Source organism: Enterococcus sp. SMC-9, from assembly GCF_021011285.1.
GTDB classification, from domain to species: domain Bacteria; phylum Bacillota; class Bacilli; order Lactobacillales; family Enterococcaceae; genus Enterococcus_C; species Enterococcus_C montenegrensis.
On the sequence record NZ_JAILYE010000001.1, the window covers coordinates 323566 to 349146 of the forward strand.

The window sequence follows — 25581 nt, forward strand, 5'->3', positions numbered from 1 at the left end:
ACGTTTACAGTTGCCCGTTTTTCTAGTATGATTACTTTTGTGTAAATTTACAAAGTAAAGGACGAAGCAAATGACAAAATTAAAAAACTGGCTATTGGCATCTGGTCTGATTGGAATTATGATTACCCTTTCTGGCTGTGTTTCCGTTGATAAGAATGGTAACCCAGATAAAGATGGCATGATTTACCGTATTTTAGTGGAACCACTAGGAGGATTTTTACAATACCTGGCAAAAGACTTCAACTGGGGTTATGGTCTAGCCATTATTATGGTCACGATTATTGTTAGAATTATCTTATTGCCTTTGGGAATTCACCAGTCAAAACAAACGATGGTGCAATCTGAAAAAATGCAATTTTTGAAACCACAAATCGATCAAGCCCAAGCTAAATTGAAGGCTGCAACATCTCCAGAAGAACAAATGAAAGCACAACAAGAAATGCAGGCTGTCTATAAAGAAAATAACGTCAGCATGTTTGGTGGAATGGGTTGTTTACCTTTATTAATTCAAATGCCGATTTTCTCCGCGTTGTATTATACTGCCCGCTTCACGCCTGGGATAAAAAGCGCTACTTTCATGGGCATTAACTTAGGTAATCCTAGTATTGCCCTCGTTGTTATCGCTGGTCTATTTTATTTGGTTCAAGGTTTTATCTCACAAATTGGCGTTCCAGAAGAACAAAAGAAAACGATGCGTTCTATGCTGATTGTTTCACCATTGATGATTGTTTTCATGTCCATGAGTGCACCAGCTGGGGTAACCTTGTACTGGGTAGTCGGTGGTCTAATCAGCTGTCTACAAACCTTCATTACTAACGTTATTATGAAGCCACGAATTAAAGCACAAGTACAAGCTGAAATGAAAAAAAATCCACCAAAAACAGTCGTAACACCACCAAGAAAAGATGTTACACCAAAAGAAATGAAAGAAAACGTAGCCGATTATACGAAGAAAAATAAAAATCGTAACAGCGGCAAACAAGGTCGCAATGCCGGCAAGCAAAAACGTAAATAACAAAAAAGCTACAAAGTCTGCCTTTTAAGCAAACTTTGTAGCTTTTTTTTAATTTTTTGTAATCAATGCATCCAGACTGGCAACTGCCAATGCCATTTTAGCAATTTTATTTAATTGTGTTAACCGATTACGACGAACTTTATCGTCATCGACCATGACCATGGTTTGATCAAAATAATTTTCAATTAATGGTCGTAAAGCAGTTAAGTCCTCGTAGTTTTGGGCCATCGTTTGACGTACAAACCGATTTTCTAAGTCAGTTACAGCCTCAAATAATTCTTTTTCCGCCTCATTGTCAAAAAGTTCTGGTTTGACATTTAAGTCTTCTACTTCTGCTTTTTTCGCTAAGTTAATTACCCGGGTCAAAGCTTCCATTGATGGTTTAAAATCCGGGTCATTTAAATGTTGACGTAAAATTTTAGCCGAAGAAAATAGCGCAGTTAAATTACTTTGTTCTGCATTAATCACGGCGTCAATCACATCGTGACGCAAGTTTTTCGTCAATAAAAATTGTTTCAAACGTGCTTTTACAAAGTTCACGACTTCAATTTGACTACTTGCTAATTTTATTCCATAACGTTTTTCATCTAAGCTAATCGCTGCGCTAATTTCCTCTTGCAATTCAACCAGTGGAAAAGCCCAGTGTTTATTTTCAATAATACGCACAATACCATAGGTTTGACGTCGCAATGCATACGGGTCATTTGAACCACTTGGAATCATCCCCACTGCAAAGAAGGACAATAAACTATCTAATTTATCGGCAATCGCCAACACAGCTCCAATTTCAGAATCCGGAAGTTCTCCTTCGCTGGCAATTGGCAAGTAGTGTTCCCGAATAGCTTTTGCTACTGCTGGTTTTTCGCCTTGTAATAACGCATATTTTTCTCCCATTACACCTTGTAATTCAGGAAATTCTCCCACCATATTGGTCACAAGGTCAAATTTATAAATTTCAGCTGCACGAGCTAGATCTTCTAGCTGGTCTTGTGATAAACCAACTGTTTTTCCAACAATTTTGGCAATTTCAGCTACTCGTTGCATTTTTTCATAAATGCTACCGATTTTTTCATGGAAGGTCACATTTTTTAATTTTTCCACACAGGCATCAATTGTTAATTTTTGGTCTTCTTTATAAAAGAATTCCGCATCTTCCAAACGCGCCGTCAATACTTTTTCATTGCCTTTAATCACGTTATCCAATTTTACAGCATTACCATTACGGGCGGAAATAAAATGTGGTAACAGTAAACCAGCTTGATTACGGACATCAAAATAGCGTTGATGTTCTTTCATTGAAGTTACTAAAACTTCTTCTGGTACTGATAAGAAACGATCTTCAAAATTACCAACAAAAGCAGTTGGGTATTCCACCAAGTTGTTTACTTCTTCCAGTAAATCTTCATCTAAGCCCACTTGCCAATCATTTTTTGTTGCAATTTCATTAATTTGTTCCACAATCAGTGCTTTTCGTTTTAAAGGATCTGCGATCACAAACTGTTCATTTAATTTTTCTTCGTATGAATTTGCCGTTTCAATCGTCACATCATCGCCTAAGAAACGATGCCCTCTGGTTGTATTGCCAGTTTCAACATCTAAAATTGAAAATGGAATTACTTCTTCACCTAATAAGGCCACAATCCAGTGAATCGGACGAATATATTCAAAATCATATTTATTCCAATGCATCGTCACCGGAAAGCTTAGACTTGTAATTACCTCTTTTAAACCCGCCAATACTTCAATAGCCGGTTTACCTTTGGCATACTTTGTTACATAAACATATTCTACCCCTTTTAATTCTCTAAAAGTAATAGCCTCTGTTGTCAATCCTTGACCTCTAACAAAACCTTCTGCCGCTTTTGACCAATTGCCTTCACCATCTAACGCGATTTTTTTAGCTGGCCCTTTCACTTCTTCTTCTGTGTCAGCTTGTTTTTCTGCCACTTCACTGATAAGAACAGCTAAACGCCGCGGCGTACTAAATGACTTGATGGAAGAAAAAGCTAATTTTTCATGAGCTAAAAATTCACTAACTTTTTTTTCTAATTGTTTCATACTCTGAGTTACTACATGAGCAGGCATTTCTTCTAAACCAATCTCCAATAATAAATCTTTTGCCATCTTAGTTTTCCTCCTTCAATAATTTTGCCGCTTCTTCAGGTGCTAATAACGGATAACCTAATTTCGCCCGCTCCGCTACAAAAATTTTGGCAACCGCTCTAGCCATATTACGAATACGCGCTAAGTAACCCGCACGCTCTGTTACAGAAACAGCTCCTCTTGCATCTAATAAGTTAAATGTGTGACTACATTTCAAAATATAGTCGTAGGCTGGATGAACCAAATCTTGATCGATGCAACGTTTTGCCTCAGCTTCAAAGCGGTCAAAATTGCCCAATAACAACGCTTGGTCACTTACTTCAAAAGAATATTTTGAATGTTCATATTCTGGTTGGCGGAAAATCTCTCCGTACTTAACCCCGTCAGCCCATTCTAAGTCATACACACTTTCAACTTCTTGAATATAAGAAGCTAAACGTTCTAAACCGTAGGTGATTTCTGACGTAACTGGTTTACAAGGCAAGCCCCCCACTTGTTGGAAATACGTAAATTGGGTAATTTCCATTCCATCAAGCCAAACTTCCCAACCAAGACCAGCACAGCCCATTGAAGGGTTCTCCCAGTTGTCTTCTACAAAACGAATATCGTGTTCTAAAGGATCAATGCCTAATAATTTCAAGCTTTCTAAATAAAGCTCTTGAATATTTTCTGGAGATGGTTTCATGACAACTTGAAATTGATGGTGTTGGTATAAACGATTCGGATTTTCACCATAACGACCATCAGCAGGGCGGCGAGAAGGCTCTACATAAGCTGCATTCCAAGGTTCTGGTCCAATTGCGCGCAAAAATGTATAAGGACTCATAGTCCCGGCTCCTTTTTCGGTATCATAAGCTTGCATTAACATACAGCCATTACCAGACCAAAATTGTTGCAGTGTCAAAATAATATTTTGCACAGTCATTTTTTTACTCATTTTATTTCCTCCTACTATTTTCAATTTCCTTTAATTATTTAAAGAGCATTTACCACTGGATAAAATTCAACTGGATTGCCAGGAATTAAATGAACTTCCACTACCATTTTTTCCGTTATAAAAGCTAAGTCATAAAGCATTTGACTTGGTTTGGTAATAAACTCTTCTACCAGTTGACCACTATCATCTCTAATCACAACTTTCAGCGGCACATTAGCTAAAACTTTTAATTTTTTTTCTTTAAATTCATTGGCATTAATTTCCATATCAAATTGCATTTGTTCACCCTCCTTAGACCAACTTTTAAGCTTACTAAATTTATAGTCGCAAGACACAGTTTCAAATTTTTCAAGTTTTCCCTAAGAAAAACAAAAAGCCCTGCATAGATTTTCATCTATGCAGGGACGAATTCTTCGCGGTTCCACCCTGCTTCTGATTGCTCAGCAGCTTTAAAATATTCAACTGGATACTCCCAAGTTGCCCCCAAATAAGTTCCTGCTTGCGGCTTCCACTTTCCCGCAATCGCTTGTTCATTTGCTTATTTTTCGTCTTGTTCACCGTATCAATCTTTGTTTATCATAGCGGTTTAACCTAAGTTTTGTCAATTAAAAAATTAAAACAAACCGGTAATATTACCAAATTCATCTACATCAATGTTTTCTGCCGCAGGTTTTTTCGGTAAACCTGGCATTGTCATGATATTTCCTGTTAATGCCACAATAAAACCTGCCCCAGCTGAAACCTTAACCGAGCGAATAGTAATCGTAAAATCCTTCGGTGCACCTAGTAGATTGGGATTGTCACTGAAAGAATATTGTGTTTTTGCCATACAAATTGGATAATCGGAAAACCCGAGTTCTGCTAGTTTAGCCAATTCTCGTTTGGCTTGTGGTGTAAATTCAACACCCTTTGCACCATAGATTTTTTTTGCTATCGTTTCAATTTTTTCAACTAAAGAAAGATTCGTCTCATAAGCGAATGTTATATCACTTTGTGTATCTGCTAATTCGACTACTTTTTGGGCTAATTCTACGCCACCAGCACCACCAGTACCCCAAACGTCTGAAAGAACTACTTCTACTCCACGCTCTTCGCATGCTTTTTTTACAGCTGCTAATTCAGCTGGCGTATCTTGTGGAAACTGGTTAATACAAACAACTACCGGCAAACCAAAATTATCTTTTAAATTGTGTAAATGGCGTTCTAAGTTTGGCAGACCTGCTACAACAGCAGCTACATTTTCACTCGTTAAATCATTTTTAGCGACACCACCATGCATTTTCAACGCCCGAATAGTTGCAACTAATACAGCCGCATCCGGTTTTAATTTTGCTAGTCGGCATTTGATGTCCATAAATTTTTCGGCTCCTAAATCTGCGCCAAAGCCTGCCTCTGTTACCGCATAATCTGCATATTGTAAAGCCATTTTGGTCGCTTGTACACTGTTACAGCCATGGGCAATATTAGCAAAAGGTCCACCGTGAATAAACGCCGGAGTTTGTTCTAATGTCTGGACTAAGTTAGGTTTAATAGCATCTTTTAATAAAGCTGTCATTGCTCCAGCGGCTTTTAAATCACCACAAGTAACCGGATTGCCATCAAAACGATAGGCAACAACAATTTTTTCCAAGCGTTTTTTTAAATCTGCCAAATCAGCCGCTAAACATAAAATTGCCATGATCTCAGAAGCAACAGTGATTTCAAAACCGTCTTCTCTAGGCACACCATTCAAACGTCCTTGCAAACCGTCTACAATGTGGCGCAATTGGCGATCATTCATATCAACTGCGCGTTTCCAAGTAATTTGACGGCTATCAATTTCCAATGCATTGCCTTGGTGAATATGGTTGTCTAGCATAGCCGCTAATAAATTATTCGCAGCTCCAATCGCATGAAAATCACCGGTAAAATGTAAATTAATATCTTCCATGGGCACTACTTGGGCATAGCCGCCACCAGCTGCGCCTCCTTTAATACCAAACACTGGTCCTAAAGAAGGTTCTCGCAATGCAATTGCAGCCTTTTTACCAATATGGCCTAAAGCATCTGCTAAACCTACAGCCGTGGTGGTTTTTCCCTCACCGGCGGGCGTTGGACTAATAGCTGTTACCAAAATTAATTTTCCTTTTAGCGGTTTTTTAGCATTTGGTTTTATTTTGGCTTTATAATTTCCATACAATTCTAAATCTGTAGCCGCAATCCCTAATTTTGCAGCAATTTCTGTAATATTTTTCATCTCTACTTGCTGTACAATTTCAATATCTGATAACGTCAAATCTTTCTCCCCTTTATTCACCGGTTGTGTAAAAATCAATTTTGATATCTTCATTTTACTTGATTTCCTTCAAATTGTCTTTTTAATACGACTAATTATTTCAAATAAAGCTAAAATCGTTCGTGAAATAAACAGATACAAAAATATCCAAATACTATCGCAGTGATTTTCACACAAAAGAGCAATCACAATGCTCTATGTAAAAAACCACGATAATATTCGGATAAATTTACAGCTATACCGCGTAAGATTAAGACTCTGGTTTCATTAAGTCTTGCCAATTATGCATGTCGTCAATAAATTTTTTACTCTTCAAATGAATGCCAACATATTCATCATAAAGTTGGTCAATTACGCGACGAATCTCTTTTTTTACTGCTGGTTTCACGTTTATTGTCTTGACCTTACTTAAATCTATCTGATTAAACAAGCGGATAAAGTGCATGGCAGCAGGATCGGCATGATACCGATGTTCATCACATGAAAAATGCGCTTCACACAAAACACCCCCGTATTTAGACGAATAGTCAAAACGACCGGTAGTTTTTCCGCAAATGACACAGTGATCAAAAATTGGTGCCACACCAAAACGCTGCAGTATTTGTACCTCAAAAATATTGGTGATAATTTCCGCATCATAACCTTCATTGATTAAATTTAAAGACAACGATAAAAACTGATAGAGATTAGGATCATATACTTTATCTTCAATCACAGCATCGGCGAGATTCAACAAATAAGTGCTATAACCCGCCAAAAAAATATCTTGTTGAATTGTTGTCAGTGGCTTAACATCTTTAGCCCCATTCAAAAAAGAAAGCCCTTCTGCCTTTAAATTCATGATAAAAGTCGCCTCGGTAAAGTTTTGCAATACAGAAGTTAACGGGTTATTTTTCTTATGCACACCTTTAACATAAAACATTTGCTTACCAGCTGATTCAGTAAAAATTTTTACCAATTTGTCTTTTTCCTTATAGTCCCGGGAAAACAAAATCAATCCGCGGCTTTCAGCTAATTGCATGGAAAAACTCCTTAGTAATCATCCGGACGGTAACCATAATCTTGCAAATAGGTTTGTTTATCACGCCAATCCTTTTGAACTTTAACCCAAAGTTCCAAAAAGACTTTATCTCCTAATAACTGTTCAATATCACGGCGAGCTTTAGTGCCAATATCTTTTAGCATTTTGCCCCCTTTGCCGATAATGATCCCTTTTTGACTATTACGTTCGACAATAATCGTGGCTTGAATATGCACTTTATCGTTTTCATTCCGTTTCATGCTGTCGACCACAACTGCAACGGAATGGGGAACTTCATCGCGGGTTAATAATAGAACTTTTTCTCGGACTAACTCAGATACAATAAAATATTCAGGGTGATCGGTGATTTGGTCATCAGGGAAATATTGTGGCCCTGCTGGCATTTGTTTAATCAACGTATTCATTAATGTTTCAAAATTATTGCCTTCTGTTGCAGAAATAGGAACTACTTCGGCAAAATCCATCTGGCTTGTATAATCTTCAATAATTCCCAATAAATCATCTGGATGTACTTTATCAATTTTATTGATAACTAAAAAAACAGGTGTGTCGTTTGTTTTCAAGCGTTCCATGATAAAGTCATCACCACGACCGCGTTTTTCATCCGCACTGATCATAAATAAAACAGCATCTACTTCTTTTAGCGCGCTATAGGCTGTTTCCACCATGAAATCACCTAAACGATGTTTAGGTTTATGGATACCAGGTGTATCAATAAAAATAATTTGAGCATCTGGGGTTGTATAAACACCTTGAATTTTATTCCGAGTCGTTTGGGCTTTATCACTCATAATGGCAATTTTTTGCCCGACAATTCGATTTAATAATGTTGATTTGCCGACATTGGGACGTCCTACAATTGCGACAAAACCTGATTTATGTTCTGACATAATATTCCTCATTTCTTTTAAAACAATAATTGCCAAATTTTTGGTAAAAATAGAATTGCTCCAATAATTACCGCAAAAAAGGATGTTAACAAAACAGCGCCAGCTGCCATATCTTTAATTTTTTTACCAATCGGATGAAAGTGAAAATCCGTAAACATATCCACGACATTCTCAAAAACCGTATTGATAATTTCCACAATCCAAACTAAAAAGACCGCGAGTAACAACCATAACCATTCAAAGCGACTTAACTGAAAAATCCCCCCCGCTATGATGGCTAAGATACCAAAAAAGACGTGCTTGCGCATATTCCGCTCTTCTTTAAAGACTGTTTGAATACCTGTGAAAGCAAATTCTACTGAAGTAATAAAATACTTATTTTTCTTTGTATTCTTATCTTTTAAGTCCATAAGCATCCAAAATTTCCTTTTGTAATCCAAACATCACTTTTTCATCTTCTTTGGTCATATGATCGTAACCATTAATATGCAAAAAACCGTGCAGCGCCAAAAACCCTAACTCTCTTTCAAAACTATGACCATACTCTTGGGCCTGCTCTTTTGTTTTATCCAAAGAAATCATCAAATCGCCCAGCTCTCTTGGCAGTGGATTTTGCCCATCTGCAAAAACAACTGGAATCTCGCCTTCACCTTCTTCTTCTAATGCAAAACTAATAACATCAGTCGGGCGATCTTTACCACGATAATCGCGGTTAATAACTTGAATGGCATCATTGTCCATAAAAGTAACAGACATTTCTGTTTCTTGCGGTAATTTCAAATAATCTGCCGCAAATTGCAACAAATCGTCCACTTCTTGCATCTTTTCAGGTGTAAGGGAATTGGTTTCATCCATAAAGGTAATATCCATTATTTATCGCTTCTTTCTTGTTCTTCTTTCATTTTCTCTGCTTCTGATTTCATCTTCGGATATTTAATCCGGGAGTGAAAAGTACTGCACAAGCCATTGACTAAAGAATCTTCAATAATATGAATTTCCTTTAACGTCAAGCCACTATCATCTAATTGTCCGTCTAAGATACGGTCAACAATTAAATTATGAACAAATTGACGAATTTTTTCATTCGTAGGATGATCCATCGCCCGCACTGCCGCTTCGCAACTATCAGCAATATTCACAACGCCAGCTTCTTTTGTCTGGGGTTTTGGCCCTGGATAGCGAAATTCGGCTTCTGTCACTTCCGGATTACGTTCTTTTGCTTTAGCATAAAAATATTTCATTAAGGTTGTGCCGTGATGCTGGTAGCAAATATCAATTACCATTTTAGGCATCTTATATTCCTTCAACACCTTAGCACCATCGGTAACGTGACCAAAAATAATCTGCTTGCTATCTTCTGGCAATAAGAAATTATGTGGATTTTCAGCGCCAGCAGGTAAATTCTCCACGAAAAAATTCGCGTGTTTCAATTTTCCGATATCGTGATAATAACAGGCAACCCGCGTTAAGAGCGAGTGACCACCAATCAGCGCTACCGCATTTGCTGATAAGTTTGCTACCATCATGCTGTGATGATAAGTCCCCGGTGCTTCTTCCAACAATTTTTTCAAAAGTGGATGGTTGGGATTACTCAACTCATTTAAAACAATCACACTATTATCGGTCACCAAAAGTTCAATATACTGATGTAAGCCCATCGTTAGTAGAAAAGATAAAAGCGTTCCAGCCAAGCCGCAAATAATCGTCGTCCATGTTCTAGCATCTGTTAGGGTTAAACCTTGAAACACTACTAAAACAATATTTAATAAAAAAGGAAAGACGATTAACCACATGACAGCTGAAAAACCTTGTTTGGAGATTCTTTCTCGTCTAACAATCGCCCCCATCAAACCAGAAAATAAATAAGTCAATAAGACGATGGTCAACAGATTGGTCCCAAGTGCATCATAATAACAAAATACAGCTGCAATTACTTGAAACATGGCTGCAATAATTCCGGCGCGACGATTGACGAAAATATTCAAGACCAACGGCACAAATGCTGCTGGGAAAAATAACGGGATATAAGGTAGTAATTCCGTTTGGAAGAGTTGAAAAAATTTCATCATAGCAATGCTTGTAATCATCGCCAATGTATAAAAGGTTAAAAACTCTTGTCGTTTATTTTTGTCTGCATATTGCCGTGCAAAATAAAGTAAGACTAAAATTTGAACGATTATCCCGGCCACCATTGCGACAATTGGGAAAAAAGAAGTATTTTGACTCGTTAATCCCAAAAGTTGTAATTTTTGAATGGCACTTGCATCAATTTGAGAGCCTTCTCTGACGATGACTTCCCCTTGTATGATCATGACTGGTGCCACACTAGCCCGAGCTTGTTCTTTTAGTTCTTCGGTCTTTTTCTCATTAGGAAAATCATTTACAACAATCGCGTTTTTTAACAGTTCTTTCATGGCATCTTTTGCCATACTGGATATTGCTAATGCATCGACTTCATTTTCAGCATTGTTTTTGAAATCCGCTAAATTAGATTCACGAACTTGATTTTTCATCTGTTCAGCTAAAATATTTAAACTATTATCTCTCACAGTGTTTAAGGCGGCACTGTTTAAAGTAAAAGCAATTTCATAAAATGAAGCTGGAATTGCTTGATAAAACTGAACATCTTCATCATTTACCTTTTCAAATGATTTTTTTAATGAGGCAATATAATCCTCGGTTGTAACCGCTGGAATTTCTTTATCTTTGGCTTGTTTTTGACGCTGCTCGTGCTCATCATCAACTGATTTTTTAACTTGTGCAATCAGGTTAAAAATAGTTTCAATGCGGCTGTGTTGTGTTTCTGAAATATCTTCTTGATACGTATACTCCGGTACAACAGCCTCGGCTGCAAGCTGACGTTTTTGATCTGTTGCCGCCTTATTTTCGACTGTCTTATTCGCCCGAATACTCTCACTGGCAACTTGACCTTCGTGATAATCGACACTTTTTTGTTTTACACTCGTAAATAAAAGACCAAAACAGCTGATAAAAAACACGAGAAGTATCAGCGGAATATAAAAACGTCCCAGACGTTCACGGATTTTTCTTAACGGCTCAATAATCAAATTATTTCCCCCTATTTCTTACAGCACCACTAATCTTTTTTTAAACTAGCTTTGTCATATGCTTCAATAATTCTTGCGACGACAGGATGGCGCACGACATCACTGGCTTCAAAATTAACAAAAGCAATTTGTGAAATATTGCTTAGTGTTCGTTCAGCATGCACTAGACCACTGACTACGCCTTTAGGTAAGTCAATCTGACTCGTATCACCATTGACAATCATTTTTGAGTTATACCCTAGTCGTGTCAAAAACATTTTCATTTGCATAATCGTTGTATTTTGAGCTTCATCTAAAATGACAAAAGCATCTTCTAAGGTCCGACCACGCATATAAGCTAAGGGTGCAATTTCAATGATACCGCGATCCATCAAACGATTGGTATGTTCCACACCAAATATTTGATACAGTGCATCATAAACCGGACGCAAGTAAGGGTCAACCTTTTCTTTTAAATCCCCAGGTAAAAAGCCCAAATTTTCCCCAGCTTCGACAGCAGGACGCGTTAGAATGATTTTTTGCACCTGACCTTTTTTTAAAGCTGCAATGGCTAAAACGACCGCCAAAAATGTTTTCCCGGTTCCAGCCGGACCAATCCCAAAAACGACATCGTGTTTTTTCACGGCTTCTAAATATTGCTTTTGTCCGCGATTTTTCACCCGAATTGCCTTGCCATTACGATCTTTTACAATTTCTTCTTCGTATAATGCTAAAAAAGCATTAACGCCTTGTAACGGAATCGCTTTTAGTGCTTGGGCAACATCAGGGGTGCTGATATGTACCCCGCGATTAATTAACTCTTGTAAGGCTGTAATTACTTGTTGGGCCACTGCTACAAAACTAGCTTCGCCTTCAATCATAATTGTTTCGCCGCGACTGTTAATGATAACGTGTGTATTTTCTTCAATCAACTTTAAGTGTTTATCATGGGCACCTAACAACATGCTGATATCATCTTTAGCACTGAGTTTTAATTCCAAGACTTTTTTATCTTCTGTCAAAAAGTTACATCTCCTTGTCATTTCCCTTTTTGCCCCGTTTTAAATGGGTAAGTTTTCTGTTTTATCATACCACATTCAAAACTTAAAAGAAAAAAAATCGCAGACAGAAGTCTGCGATTAAATAACTATTTATTCAATAATTCTTTGACGATAGCATTTACCTGATTACCATCAGCTTTCCCTTTGACTAAAGGCATTACAGCCCCCATCACTTTACCAAACTCACTTGGTGAAGTAGCGCCAGTTTTACTGATTGCATCTGTTACAATCTGACGAATTTCTTCTTCAGAAAGTTGTGCTGGTAAATACTTTTCAACGACTTTGATTTCGGCTTTTACTTGCGTTGCCAAATCGTCTCGTCCTGCTTTTTCAAATTCAGTTAAAGAATCACGACGTTGTTTCATTTCCCGTGATAAAACGGTCAATTCTTCATCGTCAGTTAATTCTGCACCTTTTTTGATTTGTTCGTTTTGCAACGATGCCTTCAACATGCGAATCACCTGCAAAGACTCTTTATCCTTAGCTTTCATCGCTGTCTTCATATCATCGTTCAAAGTACTTAGTAGTGACACACTACCAGCTCCAATCTTGTTGCAAACTAGAATTTTTTGCGTTTTCTAGCAGCTTCAGATTTTTTCTTACGTTTCACACTTGGTTTTTCATAAAATTCCCGTTTACGAGATTCTTGAAGAGTCCCAGCTTTTGAAACGGAACGTTTGAAGCGACGAAGAGCGTCGTCAAGAGATTCATTTTTACGAACCACTGTTTTTGACATGTAAATTCCCTCCCTCCGAGCCTAAAAAGTAACCGTTTTTGTTAATCGAAACATTTTCAAAAAACAACACTGTCCTTAAAAAATTATAGCTAAGTAATAAAATAGTGTCAAGAGTATGGTGCAAAGAAAAAAATCTTTTTCGCCTGAAAATTCGTGAAAAGGATGAAAAAATAACTATTGACAGTCAGCACAGCGCCCTAAAATCTCAAAACGATGGCCTTCGATGGTGCAACCGGGAAGTTGTCCTTTGAAAAAATCCATGGGGCAAAGATCTAATTCTTGGGTTTTACCACAAACCGTGCAGATAAAATGATGATGATGATGATTTTTATCCTGACAGCAGTGAAAGCGGAATTTCATCTCACCGTTTAAGTCTGTTTCTTCTAATAAACCAATTTCTGAAAAATCATGGAGATTGCGATAAATCGTATCAAAACTGATACTTCCAAATTCGCCTTCCATATATTCTTGGACTTCTTTAGCTGCCACATAACGATTTTTTTTGGCTAAAAAAGTTAACAACTTTTCCCGTTTATTAGTTTTTTTAAAGCCATGTTCTTTTAAAGTTACCATTGCCTGGTCAATTTTTGTCATTTCTCTTGTCACAAGAAAAACCTCCTAACACATCTACTTGGATAAAAACAGCAACTTTGTCTTTATCGTATCAGACAAATCATAATGATTACGAATTAGTTTTACTTGGATATGGTATAATAAACTACAACAAATTACAAGTGAGGGAAAAAGATGAGTAAAGCTGCTGAAGAAATCTTAACAATTTTTGTCATTTCCGATTCTGCCGGAGAAACGGCTACAAAATTGGCGCAAGCCACCATGGCCCAATACCCCACCGTAGAGTTTAATTTATTTCGCAAGACTTTTATGAGCGACAAAAAGACACTATTAAAAGCCTTAAAAGAAGCAAAAAAACTCAACGCCTTGATTTTATACACGATGATTAATGAAGATTTAGTCCAATTAATTCGTGATTTTTGCCAAGAAAGTAATTTATTTGGCTTTGACGTTTTATCAGCCCCCGTTTTGGAAATTGAAAAACGAACTGGTGTAGCTCCAACACGTGAACCAGGTGCACTGCACCACTTAAATAAAAACTATTTCAAACGCATTGAAGCAATGGAATTTGCCGTTAAATACGATGATGGTAAAGATCCTCGTGGTTTTTTAGAGGCAGATGTGGTGCTGTTAGGCGTCTCGCGGACTTCAAAAACGCCTTTAAGCTTATTTTTAGCCAATAAAAACTTAAAAGTTGCCAACTTACCCCTTGTGCCTCAAGCTCATATTCCCAAACAGCTCTGGGAAGTGGATAAGAAAAAAATCGTTGGTCTCACGAATGATCCCAACGTTTTAAATGGGATTCGAAAAGAACGAATGATTGCTTATGGTTTGAATCCAGATACGGCCTACTCGGATATTGATAAAATTCGGGCTGAATTAGAATTTGCAAATGACTTATACGAAAAATTGGGTTGTGTCGTGATTAACGTGGCCTCCTTATCAATCGAAGAAACAGCTTCAATGATTATGAATGCCTTAGACTTAGAAGACCACAGTTATTATACAATGGAAGAAGAGTAAGAAAAATACCTAGAAAAAAGCAAGGATTACTGGCGGCAACAGCCTGCTGTACTCCTTGCTTTTTTCTTAGGTATCGCTTATTTTTTAGTATTTTTTTTACGCCGCTGATTTTCCTTTGGGATATCAGCTAAATTATAAGGGGTTATTTGATAAACATCATTTAACCAATTGTGACACAGCAGCTGACTATGCCCCCGCCAATTATTAACCGGTTTTTTAGTGTAATCATTAGTAGGATAGTAATTTTCAGGTACTTTGGGATTTAGCCCTCTTTTTTGATCCCGTAAAAATTCCTGATGCAATGTGTCTGTATCATATTCATAATGACCTAATAAAAAGATATCATGTTCATCATCACTCAACAAAATCGTTGGCCCAATTTCCTTACTTTTGGCAACTACTGCAACTGGTGCTTGTGTTAAATCTTCACAATTAATCCCTGTATAACGAGATTGCGGTCCCCAAAAATAATCGTCAAAGCCACGAAAAAGCCGTCGATTTGCTATTGTGTACTGGCAAAAATTACCAAATAGTTTTTCTTGATACATCACTTTTTTCACCCCGTAATGGTAAAAAAGCCCCGCCTGTGCTCCCCAGCAAATATGAATGACCGACGTCACATTTTGCTTACTCCACTCCATTACAAAACATAATTCCTGCCAATAATCAACTTCTTCAAAATCAAGCTCTTCCACCGGCGCTCCGGTGATAATTAGGCCATCATAAAAGCGTTCTTTAATCTCATTAAAACTTAAATAAAATTGGTCTAAATGGCTTTTTGCGACATTTTTGTGGGCATGAGTATTCATTTGTAAAAACTCAACATTGATTTGCAAAGGACTTTGACTAATTAAACGCAACAATTGCGTTTCAGTAGTAATTTTATCCGGCATTAAATTAACGATTAAAATTTCCAGTGGTCTGATGTCTTGTGTCCTAGCTCTTTTGTCATCAATGGCAAAAATATCCCCTGCAGCCAAAATGGCTTTGGCAGGAAAACTATCTGGTAAGCGAATTGGCATGCTTATCCCTCCAGTTGTCTAAATGCTTGTTTTAAATCTTTAATGATATCCTCTGCATTTTCTAAGCCACAAGAAAGACGAATTAAACCCGGTGAAATGCCGGCTTGTTGCAACTCTTGACTTGTTAATTGGCGATGAGTAGCACTTGCAGGATGCAACGCACACGTACGAATATCGGCCACATGCACCTCCAAAGAAACCAATTTTAAAGCATCCAACCATTGAGCAGCTCTTTTGCGATCCTTCCCAATCTCAAAGGAAATCACACCACATAAACCATTAGGTAGATATTTTTGCATTAATTGATAATTAGTATCTGTCTTTAATCCTGGATAAGTAATCTGTGTAACGCTTTTTTCTGATGCTAAAAATTCGGCTACCTTCATCGCATTTTCAAAATGCCGATCCATCCGCACCGGTAATGTTTCAATGCCAAGATTTAATAAAAATGAGTTTTGAGGCGAAGGCGTCGCACCTAAATCCCGCATCAATTGCACACGGGCTTTGGTAATATAAGCAGCGACTCCAAAAGTTTCCGTATAGATAATACCATGGTATGTTTCATCTGGTGTAGCAAGTTGCGGAAACTTCCCGTTAGCCCAATTAAATTTCCCACTATCGACAATCACGCCACCGGTTTGTACAGCATGTCCATCGAGATATTTTGTGGTACTGTGAATTACAACGTCTGCGCCAAATTCAATTGGTCGACAAAAGTATGGTGTGGCAAAAGTATTATCAATTAAAAACGGAACTTCATTTTGATGAGCTAAAGTCGCAAATTTTTCAATATCCAATACTTTCATTGCTGGATTTGCAATTGTTTCAGCAAAAACTGCTTTGGTATTTGTTTTAATCGCTTTTTGTAATTCAGCTAGCGAAGCATTCTGATCAACAAAAGTAACTTCAATTCCCATTTTCTTTAACGTATGGGCAAACAAATTAAAGGTTCCACCATAAATAGCAGCAGCAGAAATAAAATGATCCCCTGCAGTAAGAATATTCAAAAGAGCCAAAAAGGTTGCTGCTTGTCCTGAAGACGTACACAAAGCCCCCACACCACCTTCAAGATTGGCAATTTTTTCTTCTACTGCATTGGTGGTAGGATTAGCCAAACGTGTATAAAAGAATCCCGCTTCTTCCAAATCAAAAAGTTTGCCAATGCTTTCAGTTGAGTCATAAGTATACGTTGTACTTTGCACAATCGGCATGACCCGCGGCTCACCGTTTTGTGGCGTATAACCTGCATGTAAACATTTTGTTTCAAATTTCATTTTTTCTGCCTCCTTTTTTTGTCAAGTTGTGAATAATTGAACTAATCTGATTTACAAAAAACTCGCCAACTGAGGCGAGTCCTGGTTAATTTGATTAATGACTTTTAAAAGTCTTTCCCGTCTTTTAAAAAACTTGAACACCTTCACGATCAACTTGGAAAATTTCAATGGTCGCTTTTTTATCAAGCATTTTTAGTTGTGGTATTATTTGAGCTGTTTTATTTTTTGGTGCCAAAATAATAACAGTTGGACCAGCTCCACTTAAATAGCAGCCAAAGCCACCTTGAGCATGACTAATTTCTCGAATTTTCGCTAAATGTGGCACGAAAAGACTACGATATTGTTCGTGAAATTGATCTTGTTCCATCATTTTTCCCGCCACTGCTAAATTTCCTGCCATTAAAGCTGCCACCATAACATTGGCAATGCTACTAGCAGTTACTGCTTGGCTATAAGACAGCTGTGTAGGTAAAACATCACGACTTTCACTAGTTGCCAGTTCCGTGTTAGGTATAAAAGCAATTAAATCACAGTCAGGAAAATAATGTTTCAGATAGTACGTTTTGTCATCATGATAACTTGCAACAACTAAATCACCACAAATTGCTGGCGCAACATTATCTGGATGCCCTTCCATCTCAGTAGCTAATTTGATTTTATCACTTTCACTTAATTCCAAATTTCCTAAACGATTGGCCAATTCAATTCCGGCTACAATTGCAGAAGAACTACTTCCCAATCCTCGTGTCAACGGAATATCAGACGTCACTTTAATATGATGGGGTAAAAGATTTGGCGCTGTCTTTAAAGCTGTTTGAACAATTAAATTGCTCGCATCAGATGAAATGAAATCGCCATAGCTATGCTCTACTTGCCACGTTATAGCTGGCTTTACAACTTCCACAAACAAATAACAGCTCACCGCTACTCCACAAGAATCAAAACCGGGACCTAAGTTGGCACTAGTGGCCGGTACGCGGATTCTCATAGTTTTGCCACTCCTTGACGTAAGTGATTACGCATCTCTTCTAAATCACTCATTTTATGAATGTCCACTGTAGTTTCATTAATTGCCGTATCAGGATCTTTTAATCCGTTGCCGGTAAAGACGCAAACGACTGTTTCACCTGCTTTAATTTTGCCTGCTTTAACATGTTGAATTACCCCGGCTAAAGACGCTGCTGAACCAGGTTCCACAAAAACACCATCTTGGGCTGCAACTTTTTTATATGCATTCAAAATTTCTGCATCTGTTACAGAATCAATATAGCCTTTTGACTCGTCTCTGGCAGCTTCAGCTAACTTCCAGCTTGCAGGATTACCAATCCGAATTGCCGTTGCAATTGTTTCAGGTTGCGCAATCACTGCCCCTTTTACAATCGCTGCTGCACCTTCTGCTTCAAAACCGTGCATACGTGGCAAAGTTGTTCCTTTTACGTCATGCCATTCTTTAAAACCTTTCCAGTAAGCTGAAATATTTCCCGCGTTCCCAACCGGAATTGCTAAAACATCGGGAGCTTTTTCTAATTGTTGACACACTTCAAAGGCAGCTGTTTTTTGTCCTTCTAAACGATACGGATTCACAGAATTTACCAATGCTACCGCCTCTGTTTCCGCAATTTCACGGACTGCTTTTAAAGCTTCATCAAAATTACCTGGAATCGAAATAATATCAGCACCATAAATAATTGCCTGAGCTAGTTTTCCCATTGCAATTTTACCATCTGGGATAACCACGTAAGCTTTGATACCTGCTCTAGTTGCATACGCTGCCGCTGCCGCACTAGTATTACCTGTTGAGGCACAAATAATTGCTTTCGCCCCATCTTCAACAGCTTTGGCTACAGCCATTACCATTCCGCGGTCTTTAAATGAGCCAGTCGGATTTAAGCCTTCATATTTGCCATACAAGTTAATTTTCAACTCTTTTGACAAGCTATTTAAAGGAATAAGTGGTGTATTTCCCTCTGCTAGTGAAATCATTGGTGTTTTTTCTGTTACAGGTAAATACTCTTTAAAAGTTTTTAATAAGCCTTCGTACATCTTTATCCCTCCAATATTTCCATCATCTGCGTTACTTTTACATCAACGTCAGCTAGTGCTGTTACTACCTCATCACGTTTTTCTAACGATATATTTTGCGTTAAATAAACAACACGAAAATCATCGGTTTGCTTTTGTTCTACTAGTTCAACAGCCAAGTTTATTTCAGAAAAAATTGTCGCAATTTGAGTTTGCTGTTGCTTGGTATCCGCTTTTAAAGCTAAATAAAAACGACCCGTTACATCCGATTTATTTTGCAAGTTTACCTGTGCTTTGTAATCTGTAAAAGGCGCTACCGGTAGTTTTTCTGCCGTGCGCTGGGCAATAACAGCCAAATCATTTACGACACTTGTTGCTGTTGGAATTGATCCGGCACCTGGACCGTAAAACATACTTTTTCCGATACCATAACTTTTAATAAAGACACCATTTAATTCGTTGTAAATACTTGCTAGAGGATGACGCTTTGGTACTAATTTGGGTGCGACATCCGCATAAACACCATTAGCAGAGTTTTTTGTTTGCGCGATTAATTTAACTTCATAGCCTAACTGTTGGGCCAATTTCAAATCTGCTAAATCCATTCCGCGAATCCCGGTAACAGCAAAATCCTTCATACCTAAATCCTGATGAAATGCAAATCTGGTTAAAATTACGGCTTTATAAGCAGCATCAATTCCGTCAACATCATTGGTTGGGTCTGATTCTGCAAAGCCAAGTTTTTGGGCTTGTTGTAAGGAAACTTCATAAGAAAGATTATTTTCTAGCATTTGCGTCAGCATATAGTTGGTTGTCCCATTTACAATACCAAAAACTTCAGTGATTTCATCTGCTAAAAAGCTATTTACGAGTGTTCGTAAAATTGGAATTCCTCCGGCAACACTCGCTTCGTAATAGAAGTAACAGCCATTTTCTTGGGCTGTTGCAACTAATTCATTGCCATGTTGGGCAATCAAATCTTTATTTGCTGAAACAACATGCTTGCCGCTGTTAAGAGCTGCTAAAATAAAAGATTTCGCTGGCTCAATTTTCCCCATGACTTCTACTACAATGTCAATTTCAGGATCATCGGTGATGTCTTTAATGTCATGGACTAAAGAAAAACCATGTTCAGCTGCAATAGTTTTTTTATCTTCTCCGATTCGTACCAAAGCTTTCGCAACTTCTAGTTTAATACCGGTAGCAGACAAGATTTTCGTGCTATTTTGGGCTATCACTTTTACTACTCCGGAGCCGACCACACCTAAACCTAATAGACCAATTTTCAATCGCTTTTCCATACTACCTCCTAAAAGTTGTCATTCAAATGAATTAGAATACATTCGTTGTTTTCAAAGAAATTTCTTTAAGCATACCAAAAATGATTCAAAAAAACTAGGACTTTCGTAAATGAAAGTCCTAGTTTTTTTCAGTAAAGACAAGAAACATAATGAATTTTGTGCAAAAAGTCTTTCATTAATAATTAGCTATGATGAATATGTTCAAAGGTTTGTTCTAATATATCCAATACGTGATGATCATCTAAACTATATAAAACAGTTTTGCCTTCTCGGCGAGACTTTACTACACGATTATCTCGTAAAAGTTTTAACTGGTGGGAGACTGCTGACTGTTCCATTTCAACTACTTCACCGATAGTTGTCACATTCAATTCACCTTTTTTTAACGCTAGTAAAATTTTAAGTCGTGTTTTATCTGCTAAAACTTTAAAAAGACGACTAACTTGCAGAATTTCTGTTTCTTGCTCCATGTAGACACCTCTTTTATTTCTTAATCCGCAGTTATTTCGTTAATTGCTTTTTCAAGGACAGCAATTTTTTCGATCGCATCTTTTTGATTCTCACCTTTTACACCAATATAGAACTTGATTTTTGGTTCTGTACCAGACGGACGGACGGCAATCCAGCTTTCATCTTCTAAGACGTATTTCAACACATCAGAAGCAGGAGTTGTCATTTTTGCTTCATTGCCATCTAGACCCATAATTGTTCGCGCTTTGAAGTCTTCTGTCTGCACGACTTTTACGCCACCAATTTCACTTGGCGCTTGAGTGCGGAATTTACTCATAATCGCTTTAATTTTAGCTGGTCCTTCTAAACCACTTAAGGTTACAGAAATAGTTTTTTCAGCATAATAGCCATAGGTTTCAAAAATATCTTGTAAACCATCAAATAGTGTCTTGTCTTGCTTTTTGTAGTAAGCTGCAACCTCAGCCAATAAAACTAAAGCTTGAATCGCGTCTTTGTCTCTAACAAAAGGTTTAACTAAATAGCCGTAGCTTTCTTCAAACCCAAACATAAAAGTTTGGCTATGATCTGTTTCAAATTGTTTAATTTTTTCGGCAATAAACTTAAAGCCAGTTAAAACATTGAGCATGGCAACATCGTATTTAGCTGCAATAGCAGTTGGCAATTCGCTTGAAACGATTGATTTTAAGACAGCAGCATTGCTTGGGAGTGTCCCTGCTTGTTTATGAGCGGCTAAAATATATTCCGTAAAGAGTGCACCAATTTGATTACCAGTTAAGACTTGATATTCACCATTTGGTAAGCGTACTGCTGCTCCAAGGCGATCAGCATCCGGGTCTGTGGCAATCAAAAGATCGGCATCTTCTTTTTTACCTAAAGCAATTGCGTATTCAAAAGCAGAATGTTCTTCTGGGTTTGGTGATTTTACGGTAGAAAAGTCAGGATCGACGACCGCTTGTTCTGGCACTAAAGCAAATTTTTCAAAGCCAGCTTGTTTTAGAGCTTTTTCTCCCAACATTTTGCCAGTTCCGTGTAGTGGCGTATAGACTAATTTTAAGTCTTTGCCCATTTCATTAATTAAATCTTGATTAATAGTGACTGTTTTAATTTCTTTTAGATATGCGGTATCGATTTCTTCACCAATAATATTAATTAAGCCACTGTGCTCTACTTCTTCATCAGATAAAACTTGAATTTCTAATGGATTATCAATTGAGCGCACGAACGTTGTTAAAGCATCCGCATCAGCAGGTGGCATTTGACCACCGTCTTGTCCGTAGACTTTATAACCATTGTATGCAGCAGGATTATGAGAAGCTGTGATCATAATACCGGTAAAAGCTTTTAAGTAACGCACCGCAAAAGATAATTCTGGCGTTGGACGAAGACTTTCAAAAACGTAGGAAGGAATATCGTGTTTTGCTAATGTTTTGGCCGCTTCCATTGCAAATTCTGGCGACATATGGCGAGAATCATAGGCAATGGCTACACCGCGTCTTCTTGTGTTGTCATCTTGTTCATCCATAAAGCGAGCTAAACCTTCTGTGGCTTGTCGGATAGTATAGATATTCATACGATTAATACCCGGGCCTAAAATTCCTCGCATACCAGCAGTACCAAATTCCAGAGGTGCATAAAACGCGTCTTCTAGTTTCTCAGGATCTTCTTTTAGATCAGCTAATTGTTGCTTTAAATTTTCTTCTAAATTTCCATCGTTTACCCATTGTTCATAGACTTGTTCCCAAGACATGAAATAACACCTCTTTCAATTTTTCTAATTACTTTTTAAGTATATCATTTCACCTTGATAACGCCAACAATCTTTCATAACAATGTTTTTAAAATATTGGCAATTCATCCAAACAAAACACGTACTGATAAAAAAGTGCTTTTGTTGATAAAAATTAGAAAAAGCTGAGTCAATAATGTAGCTGTCTTTTTTAAATAATTGTTTTTAAAGATCACAAAAAATCCAGAGAAATGATTGCCTTATCGCTTGCATTCATCTCAGCTGGATTTTCAAATTATTTTAGCATCGACTTTAAAAATTTTTATTGACCAACACTTTGGCTATCCTTTAAGTTTTCTAAATATTGAAAGACCTGTTGTCCTGCAATACCACCTTCACCAACAGCGGTGGTAATTTGACGTAAATCTTTTGCCCGGCCATCGCCAATTGCAAAAATACCTGGAATAGCAGTCTTCATAAAGCTGTCTGTCAATAACCACCCAGCCTCATCTAAAATATCCAATTTAGTAAAAGGTGCTGATAGAGGTTCTAAACCAACATAGATAAAGACACCATCTGCTGTTGTTTCATAAACTTCATCTGTTTTAACATTGCGAATATTAACCCCGGTTACTACCATGTCGTTACCTGTTATCTCTTCTACTACCGAGTCCCAGATAAAACTAATTTTTTCATTTGCAAAAGCGCGATCTTGGATAATTTTTTGTGCCCGTAATTCATCCCGGCGATGAACAATGACAACTTCACTTGCAAATTGTGTCAGATAAATTGCTTCTTCTACAGCAGAATCGCCGCCGCCTACAACAATTAGTTTTTTATTCCGGAAAAAGGCTCCATCACAAACTGCACAATAAGAAACCCCACGACCAGCATACTCTTCTTCACCAGGGGCACCTAATTTACGGTGAACACAGCCAGTTGCAATAATGACACTTTTGCCTTTGTAACTATTTTCTTCTGTGATAACTTCTTTATAACTACCATGATCTACCACATCTTGTACAATGCCGTATTCATTTTTAGTTCCAAATTTCTCAACATTTTGATACATTTTCATAGAAAGTTCTGGTCCCATAATGGAATCAAAGCCTGGATAATTCTCAATTTCGGCAGTGTTATTCATTTGCCCCCCCGGAGCACCTCTTTCAATCATTAAAACGGATAAATTCGACCGAGACGCATATAAAGCCGCTGTCATACCGGCGGGGCCGGCGCCGATTACGATTACATCATACATTATTTTTTACCTCCACTTACTTTCTATTAGTAAGCTAACTCTAGTTGAAATAAACTTAGCTGTCTAATAATCTGCTTATAAGAAAAATCATATTACCTAAAACTATATTACTTTTTTCTTACAATTTAAATCCCTAGCTCGCAATTTTTTTCACATTTGGCGACTTTTTTTAAACAAGCTTGTAGCACGCATTCTTCCCAATAAAAAAATGTGATATAAAACACCTTTTATAATCTGATGATTACAAAAAAGTGCTTATATCACATGATTAATTAAGCTAGTTTTTCTCCATTTGAAGCAATTACTTCTTTATACCAATGGAAAGATTTTTTGCGAGAACGCGCCAGTGACCCTTTACCTTGATCATCTAAATCGACATAAATGAAGCCATAGCGTTTTTTCATCTCACCAGTTCCGGCTGAAACCAAATCAATACAGCCCCAAGGCGTGTACCCCATTAAATCAACCCCGTCTAATTCCACAGCATCTTTCATAGCAGCAATATGTTTCTTGAAGTAGTCGATGCGGTAATCATCTTCAATACTACCATCTTCTTTCACAACATCTACTGCACCAAAACCATTTTCAACAATAAATAATGGTACTTGATAACGATCATACAAGTTACATAAAGAAATTCTAAGTCCTAATGGATCAACTGCCCAGCCCCATTCAGATTCAGCTAAATAAGGATTTTTCACTGCTGGCTGCTGGTTACCGCCAACATACTTCACATTTTCTGGATTAGCAGAAGAGGCCGTTGACATGTAGTAACTAAAGCCAATATAGTCCACGGTGCCTTCTTTAATCAGCTCATCATCACCAGCCTCTTTTTTGATGGTGATATTTTCCCGCTCAAACCATTTTAATTTGTGAGCAGGATAAGTCCCCTTCACTTGAACATCAATGAAAAATTCTTGACCACGATTAAATTCTAAAGCTGCCATCACATCTTCAGGATTACTTGTCATCGGATAGCTTGGAATATAAGCCACCATCATGCCGATTTTAAAAGCTGGATTAATTTTGTGACCCAATATTACTGCCTTAGCACTAGCTACAAACAAATGATGAATAGCTTGATAGCGATGCTGATTGTCATTTTGATGAATACCAATTTGGGTCCAGCTTCTCAAAAAGTTAATTTCATTAAATGTCATCCAATATTTCACTTTATCTTTGTATCGTTTAAAGACTGTTTCACAAAAGAAGACAAAGTAATCAACTGTTTTACGATTATTCCAGCCATCCAATTTATCCGCTAAATACATTGGAATATCAAAATGATTAATGGTGACAACCGGTTCAATACCATATTTTAATAACTCATCAAAAACTGCATCATAAAAAGCTAAACCTTCTTCATTGATTTCATCAGTTCCTTTCGGGCAAATACGCGCCCAAGACAATGATAGTCGGAAACACTTAAAACCCATCTCTGCAAATAAGGCAATATCTTCTTTATAATGATGATAAAAGTCAGTTGCAACGTGGCTAGGATAGTATTTATCTGGGTCAATATACCCTGTCGCGCCTTTTGGTAGACCTTCTTCTCTTGTTACCTCATGAATTTTTCCATCTTCTGTTTTAAAGGTAATCATACGGGGATTATCTTTACTGCCACCTGTGATAGCATCTAAAGTCGCTAGGCCCTTTCCACCAGATAAATAGCCGCCTTCATATTGATTGGCTGCCGTTGCGCCACCCCACAAAAAATCTTTACTAAATGCCATATATTTTCCTCCTGCAACTTTTTTAAAGCCAGCCCAAGTGAGCTGGCTTTTCATTTATTTTGTAAAAGTAGT

The 25581-nt window shown here is 37.5% G+C and carries 24 protein-coding genes; 2 read left to right on the forward strand and 22 right to left on the reverse strand.

What is annotated here, in order from left to right; genetic code table 11:
• Positions 1 to 70: 70 nt before the first annotated feature.
• Entirely contained in the window at positions 71 to 1015 is a 945-nt protein-coding gene (gene yidC, locus K4422_RS01700; protein ID WP_230708830.1) for a membrane protein insertase YidC, read from the forward strand.
• A 48-nt stretch (positions 1016 to 1063) separates the two neighbouring features.
• Here yidC and glyS read toward each other — a convergent pair whose 3' ends face one another.
• The 13 genes from glyS to K4422_RS01765 form a co-directional block, all read right to left on the reverse strand.
• Entirely contained in the window at positions 1064 to 3139 is a 2076-nt protein-coding gene (glyS, locus tag K4422_RS01705) for a glycine--tRNA ligase subunit beta (protein WP_230708832.1), read from the reverse strand.
• A gap of 1 nt (position 3140) precedes the next feature.
• Positions 3141 to 4055, reverse strand: a complete 915-nt coding sequence (gene glyQ, locus K4422_RS01710; protein WP_206903106.1) for a glycine--tRNA ligase subunit alpha — start codon at positions 4053 to 4055, stop codon at positions 3141 to 3143.
• Positions 4056 to 4093: 38 nt separating this feature from the next.
• Positions 4094 to 4333: a hypothetical protein gene (locus tag K4422_RS01715; RefSeq protein ID WP_230708834.1), complete on the reverse strand. Its 240-nt coding sequence runs from the start codon at positions 4331 to 4333 to the stop codon at positions 4094 to 4096.
• A 335-nt stretch (positions 4334 to 4668) separates the two neighbouring features.
• Positions 4669 to 6384 (reverse strand): formate--tetrahydrofolate ligase, encoded by a 1716-nt coding sequence (locus tag K4422_RS01720; protein WP_442896726.1) that lies wholly within the window; start codon positions 6382 to 6384, stop codon positions 4669 to 4671.
• A gap of 196 nt (positions 6385 to 6580) precedes the next feature.
• Positions 6581 to 7351 carry a DNA repair protein RecO gene (gene recO / locus K4422_RS01725; RefSeq protein WP_230708836.1) on the reverse strand — a complete coding sequence of 257 codons (771 nt, stop codon included), beginning with the start codon at positions 7349 to 7351 and terminating at the stop codon, positions 6581 to 6583.
• 11 nt (positions 7352 to 7362) lie between these two features.
• Positions 7363 to 8262 (reverse strand): GTPase Era, encoded by a 900-nt coding sequence (era, locus tag K4422_RS01730; RefSeq protein WP_206903109.1) that lies wholly within the window; start codon positions 8260 to 8262, stop codon positions 7363 to 7365.
• Positions 8263 to 8279: 17 nt separating this feature from the next.
• Positions 8280 to 8672, reverse strand: a complete 393-nt coding sequence (locus tag K4422_RS01735; RefSeq protein ID WP_206903110.1) for a diacylglycerol kinase family protein — start codon at positions 8670 to 8672, stop codon at positions 8280 to 8282.
• A complete protein-coding gene (gene ybeY, locus K4422_RS01740) occupies positions 8656 to 9132 on the reverse strand; it encodes an rRNA maturation RNase YbeY (protein ID WP_206903111.1) in 477 nt (158 codons plus the stop codon). The genes K4422_RS01735 and ybeY overlap by 17 nt, the downstream gene beginning before the upstream one ends.
• The gene (locus K4422_RS01745; RefSeq protein WP_206903112.1) at positions 9132 to 11330 is read right to left on the reverse strand and encodes an HD family phosphohydrolase; all 2199 of its coding nucleotides are present in this window, start codon (positions 11328 to 11330) and stop codon (positions 9132 to 9134) included. Before K4422_RS01745 ends, ybeY begins: the two co-directional genes overlap by 1 nt.
• Positions 11331 to 11359: 29 nt before the next feature.
• Entirely contained in the window at positions 11360 to 12274 is a 915-nt protein-coding gene (locus K4422_RS01750) for a PhoH family protein (protein WP_407649843.1), read from the reverse strand.
• Between the two features lie 182 nt (positions 12275 to 12456).
• Entirely contained in the window at positions 12457 to 12903 is a 447-nt protein-coding gene (locus K4422_RS01755; protein WP_206903114.1) for a GatB/YqeY domain-containing protein, read from the reverse strand.
• A gap of 26 nt (positions 12904 to 12929) precedes the next feature.
• Positions 12930 to 13106: a 30S ribosomal protein S21 gene (rpsU, locus tag K4422_RS01760; RefSeq protein ID WP_002356740.1), complete on the reverse strand. Its 177-nt coding sequence runs from the start codon at positions 13104 to 13106 to the stop codon at positions 12930 to 12932.
• A gap of 174 nt (positions 13107 to 13280) precedes the next feature.
• Positions 13281 to 13700 carry a Fur family transcriptional regulator gene (locus tag K4422_RS01765; protein WP_206903166.1) on the reverse strand — a complete coding sequence of 140 codons (420 nt, stop codon included), beginning with the start codon at positions 13698 to 13700 and terminating at the stop codon, positions 13281 to 13283.
• Positions 13701 to 13853: 153 nt separating this feature from the next.
• Here K4422_RS01765 and K4422_RS01770 point away from each other — a divergent pair, with 153 nt between their 5' ends.
• Positions 13854 to 14702 (forward strand): pyruvate, water dikinase regulatory protein, encoded by an 849-nt coding sequence (locus K4422_RS01770; protein WP_206903115.1) that lies wholly within the window; start codon positions 13854 to 13856, stop codon positions 14700 to 14702.
• A 77-nt stretch (positions 14703 to 14779) separates the two neighbouring features.
• Here the strand turns inward: K4422_RS01770 and K4422_RS01775 are convergent, their stop codons facing one another.
• From K4422_RS01775 to K4422_RS01815, 9 genes are all read right to left on the reverse strand, one after another.
• Positions 14780 to 15724, reverse strand: coding sequence for a homoserine O-succinyltransferase (locus tag K4422_RS01775; RefSeq protein WP_206903116.1), 945 nt, complete (start codon positions 15722 to 15724; stop codon positions 14780 to 14782).
• A gap of 2 nt (positions 15725 to 15726) precedes the next feature.
• Complete coding sequence (locus K4422_RS01780; RefSeq protein ID WP_230708838.1) at positions 15727 to 16998, reverse strand: O-acetylhomoserine aminocarboxypropyltransferase/cysteine synthase family protein; 1272 nt, start codon at positions 16996 to 16998, stop codon at positions 15727 to 15729.
• Positions 16999 to 17122: 124 nt separating this feature from the next.
• Positions 17123 to 17986, reverse strand: a complete 864-nt coding sequence (gene thrB, locus K4422_RS01785; protein WP_230708839.1) for a homoserine kinase — start codon at positions 17984 to 17986, stop codon at positions 17123 to 17125.
• Positions 17983 to 19041, reverse strand: coding sequence for a threonine synthase (gene thrC / locus K4422_RS01790; RefSeq protein ID WP_206903119.1), 1059 nt, complete (start codon positions 19039 to 19041; stop codon positions 17983 to 17985). The genes thrB and thrC overlap by 4 nt, the downstream gene beginning before the upstream one ends.
• 2 nt (positions 19042 to 19043) lie before the next feature.
• A complete protein-coding gene (locus K4422_RS01795; protein ID WP_230708840.1) occupies positions 19044 to 20321 on the reverse strand; it encodes a homoserine dehydrogenase in 1278 nt (425 codons plus the stop codon).
• A 182-nt stretch (positions 20322 to 20503) separates the two neighbouring features.
• Positions 20504 to 20791, reverse strand: coding sequence for an ArsR/SmtB family transcription factor (locus K4422_RS01800; protein WP_206903121.1), 288 nt, complete (start codon positions 20789 to 20791; stop codon positions 20504 to 20506).
• A gap of 20 nt (positions 20792 to 20811) precedes the next feature.
• Positions 20812 to 22539, reverse strand: coding sequence for a phospho-sugar mutase (locus K4422_RS01805; protein ID WP_230708841.1), 1728 nt, complete (start codon positions 22537 to 22539; stop codon positions 20812 to 20814).
• Between the two features lie 301 nt (positions 22540 to 22840).
• Complete coding sequence (trxB, locus tag K4422_RS01810) at positions 22841 to 23776, reverse strand: thioredoxin-disulfide reductase (RefSeq protein ID WP_206903123.1); 936 nt, start codon at positions 23774 to 23776, stop codon at positions 22841 to 22843.
• A 272-nt stretch (positions 23777 to 24048) separates the two neighbouring features.
• Positions 24049 to 25509: a glycoside hydrolase family 1 protein gene (locus K4422_RS01815; protein WP_230708842.1), complete on the reverse strand. Its 1461-nt coding sequence runs from the start codon at positions 25507 to 25509 to the stop codon at positions 24049 to 24051.
• Positions 25510 to 25581 lie beyond the last annotated feature (72 nt).